12 protein-coding genes and 1 riboswitch are annotated in these 15363 nt (G+C 56.7%); of the genes, 10 read left to right on the plus strand and 2 right to left on the minus strand.

Annotated features, from left to right (window positions below):
• Window positions 1-5: 5 nt before the first annotated feature.
• Genes BUB55_RS05830 through BUB55_RS05860 form a run of 7 tightly spaced genes read left to right on the plus strand, consistent with a single transcriptional unit; the run spans window position 6 to window position 7696 of the window.
• On the plus strand, window positions 6-893 hold the full coding sequence (locus BUB55_RS05830; RefSeq protein ID WP_073189047.1) for a LysR family transcriptional regulator: 888 nt from the start codon (window positions 6-8) through the stop codon (window positions 891-893).
• Between the two features lie 41 nt (window positions 894-934).
• Window positions 935-2683 carry a 1-deoxy-D-xylulose-5-phosphate synthase gene (locus BUB55_RS05835; RefSeq protein ID WP_073189048.1) on the plus strand — a complete coding sequence of 583 codons (1749 nt, stop codon included), beginning with the start codon at window positions 935-937 and terminating at the stop codon, window positions 2681-2683.
• A 39-nt stretch (window positions 2684-2722) separates the two neighbouring features.
• A complete protein-coding gene (locus tag BUB55_RS05840; protein ID WP_073189050.1) occupies window positions 2723-3055 on the plus strand; it encodes a cupin domain-containing protein in 333 nt (110 codons plus the stop codon).
• 16 nt (window positions 3056-3071) lie between these two features.
• Window positions 3072-4412, plus strand: a complete 1341-nt coding sequence (gene glmM / locus BUB55_RS05845; protein WP_073189052.1) for a phosphoglucosamine mutase — start codon at window positions 3072-3074, stop codon at window positions 4410-4412.
• Window positions 4413-4455: 43 nt separating this feature from the next.
• Window positions 4456-5523 (plus strand): glucokinase, encoded by a 1068-nt coding sequence (locus BUB55_RS05850; RefSeq protein ID WP_073189054.1) that lies wholly within the window; start codon window positions 4456-4458, stop codon window positions 5521-5523.
• Window positions 5524-5526: 3 nt separating this feature from the next.
• Window positions 5527-6933: a DEAD/DEAH box helicase gene (locus tag BUB55_RS05855; RefSeq protein WP_073189056.1), complete on the plus strand. Its 1407-nt coding sequence runs from the start codon at window positions 5527-5529 to the stop codon at window positions 6931-6933.
• A 43-nt stretch (window positions 6934-6976) separates the two neighbouring features.
• Window positions 6977-7696 (plus strand): hypothetical protein, encoded by a 720-nt coding sequence (locus tag BUB55_RS05860; RefSeq protein WP_073189058.1) that lies wholly within the window; start codon window positions 6977-6979, stop codon window positions 7694-7696.
• Between the two features lie 6 nt (window positions 7697-7702).
• Here the strand turns inward: BUB55_RS05860 and BUB55_RS05865 are convergent, their stop codons facing one another.
• Complete coding sequence (locus BUB55_RS05865; RefSeq protein WP_073189130.1) at window positions 7703-8731, minus strand: Fic family protein; 1029 nt, start codon at window positions 8729-8731, stop codon at window positions 7703-7705.
• A gap of 55 nt (window positions 8732-8786) precedes the next feature.
• Window positions 8787-8972: riboswitch (cobalamin riboswitch) on the plus strand.
• 49 nt (window positions 8973-9021) lie between these two features.
• Here BUB55_RS05865 and BUB55_RS05870 point away from each other — a divergent pair.
• The 3 genes from BUB55_RS05870 (at window position 9022) to BUB55_RS05880 (ending at window position 13192) form a co-directional block, all read left to right on the plus strand.
• Window positions 9022-11085, plus strand: a complete 2064-nt coding sequence (locus BUB55_RS05870; RefSeq protein WP_073189060.1) for a TonB-dependent receptor — start codon at window positions 9022-9024, stop codon at window positions 11083-11085.
• Between the two features lie 67 nt (window positions 11086-11152).
• Window positions 11153-12271 carry an NHL repeat-containing protein gene (locus BUB55_RS05875; protein ID WP_073189061.1) on the plus strand — a complete coding sequence of 373 codons (1119 nt, stop codon included), beginning with the start codon at window positions 11153-11155 and terminating at the stop codon, window positions 12269-12271.
• Between the two features lie 78 nt (window positions 12272-12349).
• Window positions 12350-13192 carry a 50S ribosomal protein L11 methyltransferase gene (locus BUB55_RS05880; RefSeq protein WP_073189132.1) on the plus strand — a complete coding sequence of 281 codons (843 nt, stop codon included), beginning with the start codon at window positions 12350-12352 and terminating at the stop codon, window positions 13190-13192.
• 13 nt (window positions 13193-13205) lie between these two features.
• Here BUB55_RS05880 and BUB55_RS05885 read toward each other — a convergent pair whose 3' ends face one another.
• Window positions 13206-15290 (minus strand): YgiQ family radical SAM protein, encoded by a 2085-nt coding sequence (locus tag BUB55_RS05885; protein WP_083596903.1) that lies wholly within the window; start codon window positions 15288-15290, stop codon window positions 13206-13208.
• Between the last annotated feature and the right edge of the window lie 73 nt (window positions 15291-15363).

Raw genomic sequence — 15363 nt, forward strand, 5'->3', positions numbered from 1 at the left:
CTTTTATGGAACTGACGCATTTGAAGTATTTTTTAGAGGTCGCAAAAAACGAGCACATTACCAAGAGTGCAAAGAACCTTTGCATAGTGCAGCCCGCCCTTACCAAGGCAATCCATAACCTCGAAAACGAGGTGGGCGTGCCACTTTTCAAGTCGAGCGGGAGGAACATCAAGCTCACGCCTTATGGTCAGTTTTTTTATGAGCACCTGCAACCTCTTTATGACGAAATAGAGAAGTTGCCGCAGCGCCTACGCGACATGGCGAACAGCGAGGTGGTGCATGTGAACCTCAACGTGTTGGCGGCGTCCTCCCTGGTGACGAGCGCTGTGATTCGCTACAAGGCCTTGCATCCCGAAATCAACTTTGACCTCATCCAGAACGAGTCTACGAACCTCTACGACGTGGGTGTCACTACGGTCGCGGGCGATGCACGTGTTTCGCCCGAGTGCGACGCCTGCTACCGCTTTGAGGAGGAAATCTTCCTCGCTGTGCCCAACCGCGATGCTTACAAAAAAAAGGACCATGTCTCGCTCCGTCAAATGACCGGCGAAAAGTTCATTGGGCTCGCGGGCACCAAGCAGCTTCGCAGTATTTGCAACGAGTTCTGCGAAAACCTGGGCATACGTACCGACATTAGTTTTGAGAGCGACAACACCTCCGCCATCAAGGACGCCGTGGCCGCGGGCATTGGCGTGTGCTTTTGGCCCGAATTCACCTGGGGCCGTGTGGAACGTCGCAAAATCAAGCTGCTACGCATTACCGACGCCCAGTTCAAGCGCGACGTGCTCGTGACGCTACGCAAGAATAAGACAGACAACCGCCCCACCGAGGATTTTTACCGTTTTTTGGTGACGACTTTTGCGAGGACTTCGTCAAGGAGCCGGCGAAGATGATGGTTGTTTTTTGTACATTGGTTGTAATATATGGGTAAACTATGATGCTCGAAAAAATAAAGTCCCCCGCCGACGTGAAGGCGCTCGATGTTCACTCCCTGGAGGCGTTGGCCGCCGAAATGCGCACGGCGCTTATCCAAAAGCTTTCGAAGACGGGCGGGCACGCCGGCCCGAACTTGGGTTTTGTCGATGTGACGATTGCCCTCCATTATGTTTTTGATTCGCCCAAAGACAAGATTGTGTACGACGTCTCGCACCAGAGCTACAGTCACAAGATGCTCACGGGCCGCGCCGAGGCTTTTTTGGACCCCGAAAAGTATTGGTCCGTCACGGGCTACACGGAGCCCTGCGAGAGCGAGCACGACCACTTTATGGTGGGCCATACCTCTACCTCGGTGAGCCTCGCGCTTGGTCTTGCGACGGCGCGTGACCTCAAGGGCGAAACGGGTAACGTTATCGCGGTGATTGGGGGCGGTTCGCTCAGCGGCGGCGAAGCGTTTGAGGGGCTCGACAACGCGGGCGAATACGCGACGAACTTTATTGTGGTGGTGAACGACAACGAGATGTCGATTGCCGAGAACCACGGCGGGCTCTACAAGTCGCTGGCGGAACTGCGCGCGACGGCGGGCGAGTCCGGCAACAACTACTTTAAGGCATTGGGCTTTGACTACCGCTATGTGGAACGCGGCAACGACATCGCGACGCTCATAGAGGCGTTCAAGGCCGTGAAGGATTCAAAGCGCCCGGTGGTGGTTCACGTCCACACGCAAAAGGGCAAGGGCCTTGTGTGGGCCGAGGAGGACCGCGAAGGCTGGCACTGGGCTGCCCCCTTTGATGCGGCGACCGGCGTGATCCACTGGGGTACGGGTGAAAGTTACAGCGAGATTTTGGCCGAGTACTTGCTTGCCAAAATCAAGGCGGACCCCAAGGTGGTGGTAATCCACTCGGCGGTACCGGCGGGCATTGGCTTTAACGCGGGTCGGCGCAAAATGGCGGGTCGTCAGTACATTGACGTGGGCATTGCTGAGGAACATGCGGTCGCGCTCGCGTCGGGCCTTGCGAAGGGCGGCGCAAAACCCATCTACAGCACGCACAGCACGTTTATCCAGCGCACCTATGATCAGCTCTCGCAGGACCTGTGCGCAAACAACAATCCGGCGACGCTCTTGGTGACGTGCGCGGGCGCCGACGGCATGAACGACACGACTCACCTCTGCATTTTTGACATCCCGCTTATGAGCAACATCCCGAACCTGGTATACCTTTGCCCCACGTGCGTCGAAGAGATGAAGGTGATGGCCGATTGGGCGATTGACCAGACGGAGCGCCCGGTGGCGATCCGCGTGCCGAACGGCGTGACTCACCGGAGTGATGTCTTTGACAAGGACTACAGCCGCCTCAATACTTACAAGGTGGAGCATCGCGGCACCCGCGTGGCGATTTTTGCCTTGGGCAGTTTTTACGATCGCGGCGTGGCTGCCGCCCTCGAACTCAAGAAAGCCGGCGTGGACGCGACGCTCGTGAACCCGCGCTTTGCCAGCGGGGTCGACATGGCGCTGGTCGAGGAACTCGCCTGCGACCACGAGGTTTTTGTGACGCTCGAGAACGGTGTTGCCGAGGGCGGGTTCGGCCAAAAGATTGCGACGGCCTGCGGTACGTTGGGCGTAAAGGTCCTGGTACGCGGACTGGCGAAGGAGTTCTACGACAAGGTGCCTTTTGAAACGCTTTGCGAGAACAACCGTCTTTCGCCCCGGCAGGTTGCCGACGACGTTCTGGAAGCGCTGAAGTAGTTTGACTGCGGTTTTGCATTTTTATATATATGGGTCGTTATGATTATTGATTTGAAAGGAATGGAAACGACGGTGCTGCCGAACTTCAAGGGCGGCGAGAAGGAATACAAGGCGAAGATGTACTTTGACGGGACGACGCGCATTATGCACGGGACGCTCGAGCAGGGCGCATCCATTGGCTACCACAAGCACGAGACCAACAGCGAGATTATGTTCTTCCTCGCGGGCAAGGGCAAGGTGCTCTTTGACGACGGCGTGGAATACGTGGAAGCGGGCCAATGCCACTTTTGCCCGAAGGGCCACAGCCACAGTTTAATCAACGAGAACGAGGAACCGCTCGTGTTCTACGCGTGTGTTCCGGAACTCGAATAAAAACGGAGTATATAAGATGTCTAAACTGATGCGTTCTATTTCGGGTATCCGCGGAATTGTGGGCGATACCCTCACCCCGCAGGTTTTGGAGAGCCATGTGCGCGCCTTTATTGAGATCACGAAGGCGAAACGCATTGTGATTGGCCGTGATAGCCGCCCCACGGGTGAGGCTATTGTGCAGTTCGTGGCGGGCGTGTGCCGCCTTGCCGGAGTCGATGTGGTCGATGTCGGTCTCTCGACGACGCCCTCGGTCGAAATCCTCACTACCGAATTCAAGGCCGACGCGGGCATCATCATTACTGCGAGTCATAACCCGCTTGAGTGGAACGCCTTGAAGTTCCTGAACAACAAGGGACTCTTCTTGGGTCCAGACGATGTGAAAAAGCTTTTTGAACTTGCCGATGCACATACGCTCCAGTATCCGGACTACCGCACCATGGGCAAGTACGAGGTTGCCCCCGATGCCGATGGCGTACATATTGATGGGACACTCAAGATTCCGTTTGTGGATGTGGAAGCCATCCGTGCCAAAAAGTTCAAGGTGGCCGTAGATGCCGTGAATGGCGCCGGCAGCTACATTGTGCCGCGCTTGCTCGAGAACCTGGGTTGTGAGGTGGTGCGTGTGCACTGCGAACCGGACGGAACGTTCCCGCGCGGTGCCGAGCCGATCCCGGAACACCTTGGCGACTTGCGAGAGGCAGTGAAGGCGAATGGTTGCGCCGTGGGCTTTGCCGTGGACCCCGATGCCGACCGTTGTGCGTTGGTGAGCGGCGAAGGCAAGAGCATTGGCGAGGAATACACGCTTGCCATTGCCATGGAAGAAGTGCTCTCGCAAAAGAAGGGCCCCGTGTGCGTGAACCTATCGACGAGTCGCATGAACGAGGATGTCGCCGCCAAGTATGGTTGTGAATTTAGCCGTGCCAAGGTGGGCGAAATCAACGTGAGCCTGCAGATGATCGAGAAGGGCTGCGTGATTGGCGGCGAAGGCAACGGCGGTGTGATTCTGCCGGCGCTCCACTACGGGCGCGATTCCCTGGTGGCGGCGGCGCTTGTGCTCAGTTGGATGGCCCATCACGATGGCGGTCCCGAAAAGTTCGTTGCCGAGAACCCGGCGTATGTGATGCCCAAGAAGAAATTTGAACTTGGCAACAAGAGCGTGGCCGAGATATTGCCTTTGGTCCGCAAGGAATTTGAAGGCTGGACGGACGATGACCGCGACGGCCTTTGGCTGGGCAAGGAGAGATCTTGGGTGCACGTGCGCGCGAGCAATACGGAGCCGGTGATTCGCGTGATTGCGGAGGCGCCGACGGCTGAAGAGGCCGAAGCCCTCTGCGCAAAGGTCGAACGCCTGATTTAAAAATATTTCCTATATTCTCTTTGAATAAAAATGGAGTTTTACTATGGAAGTCAAATGGCTTAATCCCGATGCAAAGTACGATAGACTCGTTTTGGCGGGCGATATTGGTGGCACCAACACGAACCTTGGCCTTGTGGGCTACAAGGACGGCAAGTTTACGCTGATTTTGGAGACGGTCTGCCCCAGCAAGGACATTGACGGCCTTGACGCGCCAATCAAGGAAACGCTCAAGGTGGCGGTGGACGCGCGCAGCGACCTCAAGCCTAGCCACATTTGCATTAGCGCCGCGGGTCCCGTCGCAAACAACAAGTGCGTGATGACCAACCTGCCGTGGAGCGTCGATGGCGATTCCATCACGAACGCGACGGGCATCCCGACGCTCGTGATCAACGACTTCATGGCCATTAGCTATGGCATCCCGACTCTGGATGTGAACGACCCCAACCAGATTCACAAGCTGCTCCACACCGACGGCAGCGACCCGGCCCCGCAAAAGGCGACCAAGGCGGTGATTGGCCCGGGTACTGGCATGGGTGTAGGCTTCCTCGCCTTTGACGGTGAAAAGTACATCCCGGCGAGCTCTGAGGGTGGGCATTCCACCTTCGCCCCGTTCGATAAGGATTCCCAGGAATTCCATGACTATATGGCGAAAAAGTTGAACTGCGTCCCCGGCGTGGAGCCTTTGGTGAGCGGCATGGGGCTGCGCAACATGTACGAATGGTGGAAAGAGACCCGCGGCGTTCCGAACAACGAAGCGTTTAAAAAGATCGAGGAGACGGAACCGAACGACCGTCCCAAGTACATTAGCCGCGCAAGCGACACCGACCCGGTGGCCGCCGAGATGATGCGACTTTTTGTGAAGATGCTTGCCCGCTTTGCGAGCGACGCCTGTACGCTGTTCCTCCCGTTGGGCGGATTCTACCTGGCTGGCGGCACGGTGCAAAAAGACTTGCGCTGGCTCGAACGCGACAACCTGTTTATGCAGTGGTTCGAGAAGAACTACAATCCGAACATCCGCCCGCTCTTGAACAAGATCCCGGTGTACGTGATCAAGGATTACAGCATCAGTTTGTATGGCGCGGCAAACGCCAGCTTGAACTTGCAAAAGTAACGTATGAATTTTGAAAATCTCCCGCTTGCAAATCCTTTGCAACGCGCTGTTCGTGCCGTGGGTTACCAAACGCCCACCCCGATTCAAGAACAATCCATCCCGAGCTTGCTCGAGGGCAAGGACCTGCTGGGAATAGCCCAGACGGGTACGGGGAAGACGGCCGCCTTTGCGCTCCCTATTTTGCAGCGCCTACTGGATTCCGGAAAAGTACGCGCGCCCAAGACGTGCCGCGCCCTGGTGCTGCTCCCCACGCGCGAGCTCGCCATTCAAGTGGAGGAATGCTTTAAGGCGTATTCGCAGTTCACGGCGATCTCGACCACGTGCATTTTTGGCGGCGTGAACGACGCCCCGCAAAAGCGTGCGCTGATTCGAGGCGCGGACGTGCTGGTGGCGACTCCGGGCCGCCTGCTGGATTTGATTGGGCAAAAGGCGGTCTCGCTCAAGAACCTGGAGTTTTTTGTGCTGGACGAGGCTGACCGCATGCTCGACATGGGGTTCATTCACGACATTCGCAAGGTGGTGGCGCTTTTGCCGCAGGTGCGGCAGAACTTGTTCTTTAGCGCCACGATGCCCGACGACATCACCAAGCTGGCGTCGACCATCCTCCGGCCCAACCCGGTGCGTGTGGAAGTCGCCCCGCAGAGCACGCCAATCGAGCGCATTCACCAGGAACTGTACCGAATCGACAAGCGCCGCAAGGGGGCGCTCCTCAAGGAACTGCTTGCGGCGCACCCCGAAATGCAGAAGGTGCTGGTGTTTTGCCGCACCAAGCATGGCGCCGACAAGATTGTGCGCGTTTTGGAAAAGGCGGGCGTAAAGTGCGCCGCGATTCACGGCAACAAGAGCCAGAACCGCCGCCAGGAGGCGTTGGGCAACTTTAAGCAAGAAAAGATCCGCGTGCTGGTGGCGACCGACATTGCCGCCCGCGGCATTGATGTGGACGACGTGAGCCATGTGTTCAATTACGACCTGCCCAACGAGCCCGAGACTTTTGTCCACCGCATCGGGCGTACGGCGCGCGCGGGCAAGGACGGCGTGGCCATCGCCTTTTGCGCCCCCGACGAGGAACAGGACTTGCGCGCCATCGAGAAGTTGACCCGCGTCAGGATCCCCGAAGGTGACCCGGCGGTATTCGAGAAGCTCCCGCCACCACAAAAGGAGACGCCCGAGAGCGAAATGCGCAATGCCCGTGGCCGCATGCCCAGGCACCCGGCGCAACCTAAACAACAGAAACCGGCTGTGCAGCAAAAGCCGCAGCAGGCGCCGGCGCAACCCAGGCCGGTTGCACAAAAAGCCAAGTCGCAACAACATCCCCAGCAAGTCGATGGCGAGGCGAAACCGCACCACAAGCACCGCCGTAATCGCCCTGGCTCGCGAGCCCGCCGCCGCATGCGCGAGAACGCGCAATAATTTTGTTATCTTGTACAGGCAAACAGCCCCAAAAGGAGAAAATATGTTCAAGAAAATCGTCGCTATCGCTGCCTTGGCTGCTTCCACGAGTTTTGCCGTTTGGGACTTGTTCCCGATTATGCCGAACGGCACGGGACAGGTCCGCGGGCAGCTGATTTACACGGATCAGGATCCCTTGACGTCGCTGACAAGCACGGTGGGCGCCCGCTATTCTGTTGCCGACTGGATTGAAGTGGCTCTCAACTTGGATTACCGGCTTTTTACGCACCTTGATGGGGACGATGTAGGACCGGATGGCTTTGGCTACTTGGCTCCGGGTCTGCGTTTCCAGGTGACTCCCGTCTTTAGCATTTTTGGAGATGTCATGATCCCTCTTGACGATGAGTCCTATACGGGCGATGTGATCAGGTATGACTTTGGTATCCAGCATGCGTCGATATGGTCCAGGCTCATTTGGGGTACTTCTTTGGAGGTGCAAATGAACACCGAGACTTCCGTGGTCATCTTCGCCTTTGAAGACGAGTTCGACATCGTGCTCGGTCAGGTTGTCCCCTACATTGGCTTCAACCTCTATATGGGCGAGGACTTTGGTCCGGGTGGCGAGGGCGCCAACGGCTTCGAGATTCCGCTTGGCATCAAGTTCGGCGTTTCGGAGAGGCTCTCCCTCGATGTAGGCGTGCACTTTATGGGCGGAGACTTGTTCGAAATTTACGGTTGCGACGACCCCATGATTATGGGTTTCGAAATCGCTTACATTTTCTAGCGTAGTTTAGACAGATTCGGCGAGGGCGTACTTTTGGCTGCGCCCGCCCTTGGGGCTGGCTTTGACCAGCCCTTTTTCTATGAGGCTCTGGATCTCGCGGAGTGCCGTGTCGTGGCTGGTGCCGAACAGGCCGGCGGCGTCCTTTGCGGTAAAGTTTTGCGGGAGAGAGCCTGCCATGACCGCGTTGATGAGCGTCTGTTCGCGTTCGCTGGTGGGGGTGCCCGCATGCAGGCAAGTATAGGCGGTGCGCTGGATTTGCGGGGCGATTCTTTTTTCGGTGGCCTTGATGGCGTTTTGCAGTTGACCCAGGAACCAAAGGATCCATTCGGTGAGGTCGCCGTTGCCGCATTGCGTGCGGTTCAAAATGCAAAAGTACTCGGCGCGGTTCTGCACCATCTGCACGTTGAGCGCGTATTGGCAATGGGTGGTTTTCTCGGCGCGGGCGAGTTGCATTGCCATAAGGGTGCGCGCCACGCGCCCGTTGGCGTCGTTGAACGGTCGCAGTGTCAAAAACCAAAAATGGGTTATGGCCGCCTTGATGACGCCGTCCATGGTCGAGGTCTCGAACCACTTGATAAAGTTTTCGACTTCGGTTTCGAGGCGTTCGGGCGAGGGCCCGTCAAAAACGTAGGTCGAATCGCCGTTGCTGAACTCAATGCGGCTGGGGGTCTCGCGCAGGCGCATGGATTTGCTTGGCGACATGGAGGCGTGCCAGTTGAACAGGCGCTCCGCGGTTAGGGGCATGGCCGAGTTCACGATGGCGCCCAGGTAGTTCTTTACAAAGTTCTGCTTAGCCTGGCTCCGGAGTTCCACCTCTTTTTGGATTGCGTCCAGGTCGAGGTCGTGGCCGTCCATGGCGAAGTTCGCCACAATGTCGCTTGCCAGGATTTCGTTTTCGGTTTTTCCGAGGCCGCACATGTTCATGGTCCCGATGAGCCTGCCTTCGAGCAAGCGAGTTTCGCCCAGGGCGTCGAGGACACGCCGGGTGTCGAACCTAAAATGGGTCCAGTCGGGGAATTGGTGGATGAATAGCATATGCATAAAAAATATAACTCAATTGGAGGGGATTTTACTATTTTTTTTCAAAGCCTTATGCCGTGAGAAGCTGCAGGGGTTGTGAAAACTGCCCATGTAAGAGAATCCCGTGAAAACCGGGAACGGTCCCGCCGCTGTAAGGGTGTACGAAACTGGCAAGAACCAATGTTTTCGAATGTGAAGGAGCCAGCTGTAGGATGATCCCCGAGTCAGAAGAACTGTGAGGCTGCCATAGGCAAATGCCTTTTGCGGAATGACCTGCAAAAAGTTTTTGCCACAACTGAGGTCCGATGCGAGAGACGTTGGCTCCATATACCGCGGTAACGCGCGGTCTTTTGCGTGTATGCGCCCTGGGGGCGTGTGCCGTGGCGGCTCCGTTGTGGGCCGATGCTCCTGCAGACCAGTTGGCGGCGCGCGATACGGCTTCGGTTGGGCCGGTGCGCGACTTGGGCGTTTCGGAAGTCTCGGGGTACGAAGCCGGCATTTTGCAAATGTCCACGGGCTACGAAGAGATTTTGCCTGCTTCTTGGGAGGGTCGCGGTCTTTCGGCAGCCGAGGTGCTTGCGACGCTTCCCGGAATTCAGTACTACAAGCAGGGCGGCATGGGAAGTTTCCAGACCGTGAGCGTGCGTGGCATTGCGGCGAGGAGCATCGTCATTTGCATTGACGGGGTTCCCCTGAACGACGCGACAGGTGGTGCCGTGAACTTGGGGCAAATCGACCTGAACCAGATGGAAAAAATCGAGGTGTACAAGGACCGTGTCCCGGTACGTTTTGGTGGTTCGGGCATTGGCGGTGCCATCAACTTTGTCACAAAGGATGCAGTGCATAGCGGTGGACGTGTTTTGGCGAGCTATGGAAGCCACAACACTTTTGAGGGCTCGGCACAGGTGACTGCCCGCCCTTCCGACAGCACCCAGTTCTCGGCGTCGCTCTCGGCAAGGCATTCCGACAACGACTATTCCTTCAAAAACCGCAACGGCACCAAGTACAACGAAGACGATGATTTTTGGGACAGACGGAGCAACTCCCAGTACACCGATTACTCGGGGCATTTTCAATACCGCATGCTGCACGGCGGCGACTACTTCTCGGTGGTGTCGGGCAACATTTTTTATGCAGCGGGGGGAATCCCGGGAACGGAGACCAACAACACCAAGGTCGCGAACTTTGTGAACGAAAATGCGGTGCTTTCCTACCGTTTAGAAACTCCAGACTACTTCGACATGCTCCGCTTTGAAACGGGCCTCTCGGGAAAATTCGAGAAGACAGTTTCTTCCACGTCGTACCCGCTGGATCACTTGGGCTATCTTAACGTTCCTTTTTTCCAATATGGGCTCGCGGGCTACAAGGCCATTCCCGAGGTGTCGGCGTACATGAACTTTTCCAACATGGAGTTGGGCGCCCATGTTTTGGGCAGTGGGGAGTATTACGGTTCCCGCGGTTCCATTAGCGATTTTGAAATCAAGCGCCTTTCGGGTACGCTTGCGGGAGAGGCCACTTGGTGGTGCCTGCCTTGGCTCAACGTGGGCGGCGAGGGCAGCACGCTGTTCATTCACGACGACATTGAGGGGGAGGAATTCGTGCTCCCCAATGGTTCCAACAAGTTGGACGGCGGCAAGTCCCGCGACATGGCGTGGTCGGGAATGCTCCGGCTGAAGCTAGGCCCCGAAAATTCCCGCTATGGTTTTAACGCTTCGTTCGGCAGGTTCTTTAGGGAGCCGCAACTGATGGAACTTTACGGCGCCTACGAGGGGCTGCTCTCGAACCCGGAACTCAAGGACGAAACGGCCCACCGCTTTGAGGCGAGCGCATTTGCCATGACGCCCAGTCGCAAGACCGTCTTCCGTACCAGCTATTTTGAGACGCATTCAAAAAATGGAATCTACTGGATTATCAGCGGCGAAATCAAGAAGCCCTTGAATGTGGGGCGAGCCCTGATTCGCGGCGTGGAGGCGGAACTGCAAAGCCGTCCCGTGAAGTTCTTCGAGACGACCTTGCGGGCGACAGTCCAGGACCCGCGCGACAATTCGGGCCACCCGACGTATGACGGGAAGTTGCTCCCCGGCGAGCCCGTGCATAGTTACTTTGCCGAAGGGCACATTTTATTGCCGCTCCATTTGGACGCCTCCTTTGCGGCGGAGTACCGCACCAAAATGTATGGGGACAGAGCCAACCGCATAGAGCAGCCGCCCACGCCTGGCTACAATGCCGCCCTCGGTTTTTCGCCTCTCGAAAAAACGCGTTTGACTTTTGCGGTCAACAATATTTCGGACGAAACCTACAGGAACATTTTTACGCCCTACCCCATCACGGGCAGGGAATGGAGATTTACATTAACCCAGGGGTTATAACCCCCGCGTAGGCCTGTAACGCAAAGTTTGCGCAAGGGTCGCTACGATAACACAAAAAGGAAACGATATGAATAACAAATTCTTAACACTCTTGGCTGCAAGTTCCCTTGCTTTCTTTATGCAGGCTTGCGGTGACGACTCCTCTTCTTCTTCCGCTCCCGAGGAAGATGCGGAGCAGACAGCAACGGCTGCCAGCGTTTACGTGTTTGGCACGGACTATACGGCGGGTGAACTCCATGCCATCAAAGACGGCAAGGTCGCCAGCGAGGGAATTGAATTCCATCAGGATGCCAAGCTGGTCTCTGCTGGAGGAAACCTCTTTGTTCTGGAACGCTACGGTGCCGATAACCTCGTTCTCTTCAATACCGAAAAGAACGAAGTCACGTGGCAGGTTTCCCTGGACGATTTCTCCAACCCCGCCGACGTAGTGATGGCGAGCAAGGATGAAGCCTGGGTTGCCCTGGATGGTGCCGACAAGCTCATCAAGGTCGCCGTGAAGGACGGCAAGACTAAGAAGACCGTGAATACCGGCGACTTCGCCATTGGCGAAGATGGCAACCCGCACGCCACGGACCTCGAAGTCAGCGGCGACACGCTGTTCGTGCTCTTCAACCGTTATTACAGCAAGAAGGTCGACACTAACTATGTGACTGTTTACCCCAATGGTCTTGTTGCCATGTACAAGCTCAGTGATGGTGAACTTCTCGACACCATTTCCTTGGTGACCCAGAACCCCATGGCCATGGCCAAGGCCAAGGCCGGCATTTTCGTAGCATCCCAGGGTGATTACAACGACGCCTGGGGAACCGACGCCGACGATAATCGCGGCATCGAAAAGCTGGACCTCTCCAAGAAAAGCTCCAAGCTCTTTGTCTCTGGCAAAAAGCTGGGTGGCGGCGTCTCTGCGATGGCCGTGAACGCCGACGACAACGAAGCCTACGTAGCCATTTACAAGAGCTACGGCGATGTGCCGGTTGTGGAAGTGGATCTCGAAAAGGGTGATACCGAAACCATCAAGGGTGTTGCCGATGCCGAAGGCTCCATTGCTGTTGACCAGGCCACAGGCAAGGTCTACATTGGTGACCGTAGCTACGGTGAAGAATCCGTCTACGTTTACGACGGCGACAAGGTCGAAAAGATCGACAACGGCAAGGCGCTTCCTCCGTACAGCATTGTCCTTCTTTAACTGACGATGCGGTCGTTGACCGCAATTTGTGAAATAGGTCGCAGCGTGGGCCGCGGCCTTTTTTTGTACATTTTTGGCATGAAGAAAGTCGATACCTGGTACAAGGCTCAGGGATATTGCCCTACCGAAGATTTTGAACTGGCGAGCTACCTGCTTTTTGAGGCGGGCGTCGCGACGCTCGAGGAATTGGACCCGGTGGCCGATGGTCGTACGGATTTTTGCTTTTATACGGGCGACAAGGCCGAGAGGGACCGCATTGTGGCGGAGTTCCCGCAATATCACTTTGCCGTGACCGAGGAGCCCGCGAAGGATTGGGACAAGTGGTGGCGTGACCGCGCCCAGCCTGTTTCGGTTTCGCCCCGCCTGTGGGTGCGCCCGCCCTGGGTCGATTTCAAACCCGAGGACCCGAATGCCGTTGTGCTGGAACTTGAAGCGAAGACTGCCTTTGGCACCGGTGAACATGACACCACGAGCAGTTGCGCGACGCTCATGGAGAATATCGATTTCAAGGGCAAGACTGTATTGGACATCGGTACCGGTACGGGAATATTGGCGATGTTCGCCCGCCGCATGGGAGCCAAGCTCGCCGTGGGCACCGAGATTGACCCGCTCACTATCCCCTGCATAGCGGAGAACTTTGAACGCAACGGTTTTGGCCAGAGCGATTGCCTTCTGGGCTTTTTGGACGCCTTCAAGGACGGCACCAAGTTCGATGTCATCTTGTGCAACATGATTCGCAGCGAACTATGGCCGCTCCGTGACGACATCGAGTACCTGCTCGCCCCTGGCGGGGAGCTCATCATTAGCGGGCAGTTGTTGACCGAGAAGGATTACATTCTCAAGTGGTTCGACGAAGCCGGTTACAAGGTTGTGCAAGAAAGAATAAGCACGGAGTGGTGGAGCGTCTTGGCGAGATCGTGAGCCGCGGCAGGGGCTACTTCCCCCACGGGCTCTTTTTGCCGAAGCGTTCCTTCTTTTTGGGCCCGTGATTGAAGGCTGGGTCCTGGGCGCGGCGGCGTTTTTCAAAGTACTCGTCGCGTTCGAGGTTGCGTTGTTCGCGTTCCTCTTCGGTCCAGCGTTTCTTTTCTTTTTTTGGTTTCATGATTTGGGCGCGCTCTTCGCGCTTTTGCCGCTCTCGTTCACGGGCCTCCGGGTTGGCCTCGCGTTCCTCACTGGGATGGTATTCCTTGCCTTCGGCGTTTGCCGTGCGGCTTAAGAGCAGCCGTGAGAGTTTGCCCATCTTGAGGCGTTCGAGTACCGCGCGGATTTTGGGGCGGTTCTCGGGGATGTACCAGAAGAAGAACTGTTTTTGCCCCGCCTTTTGCGAGGGTGTTTTTGCCACATAGAGCGGGCTCCCGTCGGGGAGCATCTCGGCGTAGAACATCTCCGTGGCGATGGTCATGGGGGTCGGTGTGAAGTCCTGCACCTGCTCCAGTTGAAAGCCCAGTTGTTTGGTCTCGAGGGCGAGTTCCGCCATGTCGGCTTCGGTACACCCGGGGTGGCTACTGATAAAGTAAGGGATAATCTGCTGTCGCTTGCCAATGCGCTTGCATTCGGCGTCAAAGAATTCCTTGAATTTGCGGAACAGCGAAAAACTCGGCTTGCGGATGAGCTTGAGCACCGCTTCGCTCGTGTGCTCGGGGGCGACCTTGAGGCGGCCGCTCACATGGTAGTCAATGAGCTCGCGGGCGTATTCCTCGTGGTCCTTGCGGAGCGCCTCGTCGTCGGTCTCTTGCAATAGCAGGTCGTAGCGCACGCCGCTACCGATAAACAGGTGCTTTACCTTCGGGTTCGCGCGGATTTCGCGGTACAGGCTCAAGAGTTCGGCGTGGTGCGTGTCCATGTTGTCGCAAATCTTGGGAAACACACAACTCGGGCGGGCGCACTTTTCGCAACGGCAGCGGTCGCGTCCGCGCATCTTGTACATGTTCGCGCTGGGACCGCCCAAATCGGTGATTGTCCCGGCAAAGCCTTCCATTTGCGTGACTTTTTCCACCTCGCGCAAAATGCTCTCGCGGCTGCGGCTCGCAATGAACTTGCCCTGGTGTGCGTTGATGGCGCAAAAACTGCAACCGCCAAAACAGCCGCGGTGCGTGTTGATGCTGAACTTGATCATGTCGAACGCCGGGATGGCGCCGCGTTTTTTGTAGCGCGGGTGCGGTGCGCGGGCGTAGGGGTATTCAAAACTCTCGTCGATTTCGCCGTATTCGAGCGGCGGGTATGGCGGGTTGATGACGACCGTTTGTTCGCCAACGTTCTGCAAAATACGTTTGGCGTGGATCTTGTTGCTTTCGAGTTCCACTTTGCGGTAATTGTTCAGTTGCGTTCGCTTGTCGGCGAGGCATTCCTCGTGGCTTGCGAGATGCAGGTCTTCCCAGTTCTTGTTTGCAGGCACGTGGCCGCGCGGGGCGAGGTACGCTGTTTGCGGGATGCTTGTGAGGTTCTTGAACGGCACGCCTTTTTTGAGGAGACGCACCATCTCTTTCATTGGCTTTTCGCCCATGCCGTAAATAAGCAGGTCCGCTTGCGTTTCGGCCAAAATGCTCGGCTTGAGTCTGTCGCTCCAATAATCGTAATGAGTTACGCGGCGAAGACTGCTTTCGAGCCCGCCAATCATTACCGGCACGTCGGGGTAGAGGAGCTTCAAAATTTTTGCGTAAGTGTATGTTGCGTAATCGGGGCGGAACCCCGCCTTGTTGCCTGGCGTAAAGGCGTCGTCACTGCGCAGGCGCTTTGCCGCGGTGTAGTGGTTCACCATGCTGTCCATGCCGCTCGAAATGGCAAAGAACATGCGGGGTTTCCCCAGCTTTTTGAAGTCGCGCAAGTCGTCGCGCCAATTTGGCTGCGGGAGTATTGCGACGCGGAGTCCTTCGTGCTCCAAGAGGCGGCTCACCACGGCATGCCCAAAGCTCGGGTGGTCTACGTAGGCGTCGGCGCTAATGAGGATGACGTCCACGTAATCCCAGCCTAGGGCGTCCAGGTCTTCTTGGCAAATGGGGAGGAATCGCGGGTCGTACATGTGAAGTAATGTAGAAAAAGAAGTGATTGATGGTTGGTGACTAGTGGTTAGGATTGTTGAGGTTGAAACGTTT

The sequence above is a fragment of the Fibrobacter sp. UWP2 genome, from assembly GCF_900141705.1.
Classification (GTDB): Bacteria; Fibrobacterota; Fibrobacteria; order Fibrobacterales; family Fibrobacteraceae; genus Fibrobacter.

Coding starts and splice junctions, on each gene's coding strand:
- BUB55_RS05830 (WP_073189047.1), top strand. CDS start 6: ATGGAACTGACGCATTTGAAGTATTTTTTAGAGGTCGCAAAAAACGAG.
- BUB55_RS05835 (WP_073189048.1), top strand. CDS start 935: ATGATGCTCGAAAAAATAAAGTCCCCCGCCGACGTGAAGGCGCTCGAT.
- BUB55_RS05840 (WP_073189050.1), top strand. CDS start 2,723: ATGATTATTGATTTGAAAGGAATGGAAACGACGGTGCTGCCGAACTTC.
- glmM (WP_073189052.1), top strand. CDS start 3,072: ATGTCTAAACTGATGCGTTCTATTTCGGGTATCCGCGGAATTGTGGGC.
- BUB55_RS05850 (WP_073189054.1), top strand. CDS start 4,456: ATGGAAGTCAAATGGCTTAATCCCGATGCAAAGTACGATAGACTCGTT.
- BUB55_RS05855 (WP_073189056.1), top strand. CDS start 5,527: ATGAATTTTGAAAATCTCCCGCTTGCAAATCCTTTGCAACGCGCTGTT.
- BUB55_RS05860 (WP_073189058.1), top strand. CDS start 6,977: ATGTTCAAGAAAATCGTCGCTATCGCTGCCTTGGCTGCTTCCACGAGT.
- BUB55_RS05865 (WP_073189130.1), bottom strand. CDS start 8,731: ATGCTATTCATCCACCAATTCCCCGACTGGACCCATTTTAGGTTCGAC.
- BUB55_RS05870 (WP_073189060.1), top strand. CDS start 9,022: ATGCGAGAGACGTTGGCTCCATATACCGCGGTAACGCGCGGTCTTTTG.
- BUB55_RS05875 (WP_073189061.1), top strand. CDS start 11,153: ATGAATAACAAATTCTTAACACTCTTGGCTGCAAGTTCCCTTGCTTTC.
- BUB55_RS05880 (WP_073189132.1), top strand. CDS start 12,350: ATGAAGAAAGTCGATACCTGGTACAAGGCTCAGGGATATTGCCCTACC.
- BUB55_RS05885 (WP_083596903.1), bottom strand. CDS start 15,290: ATGTACGACCCGCGATTCCTCCCCATTTGCCAAGAAGACCTGGACGCC.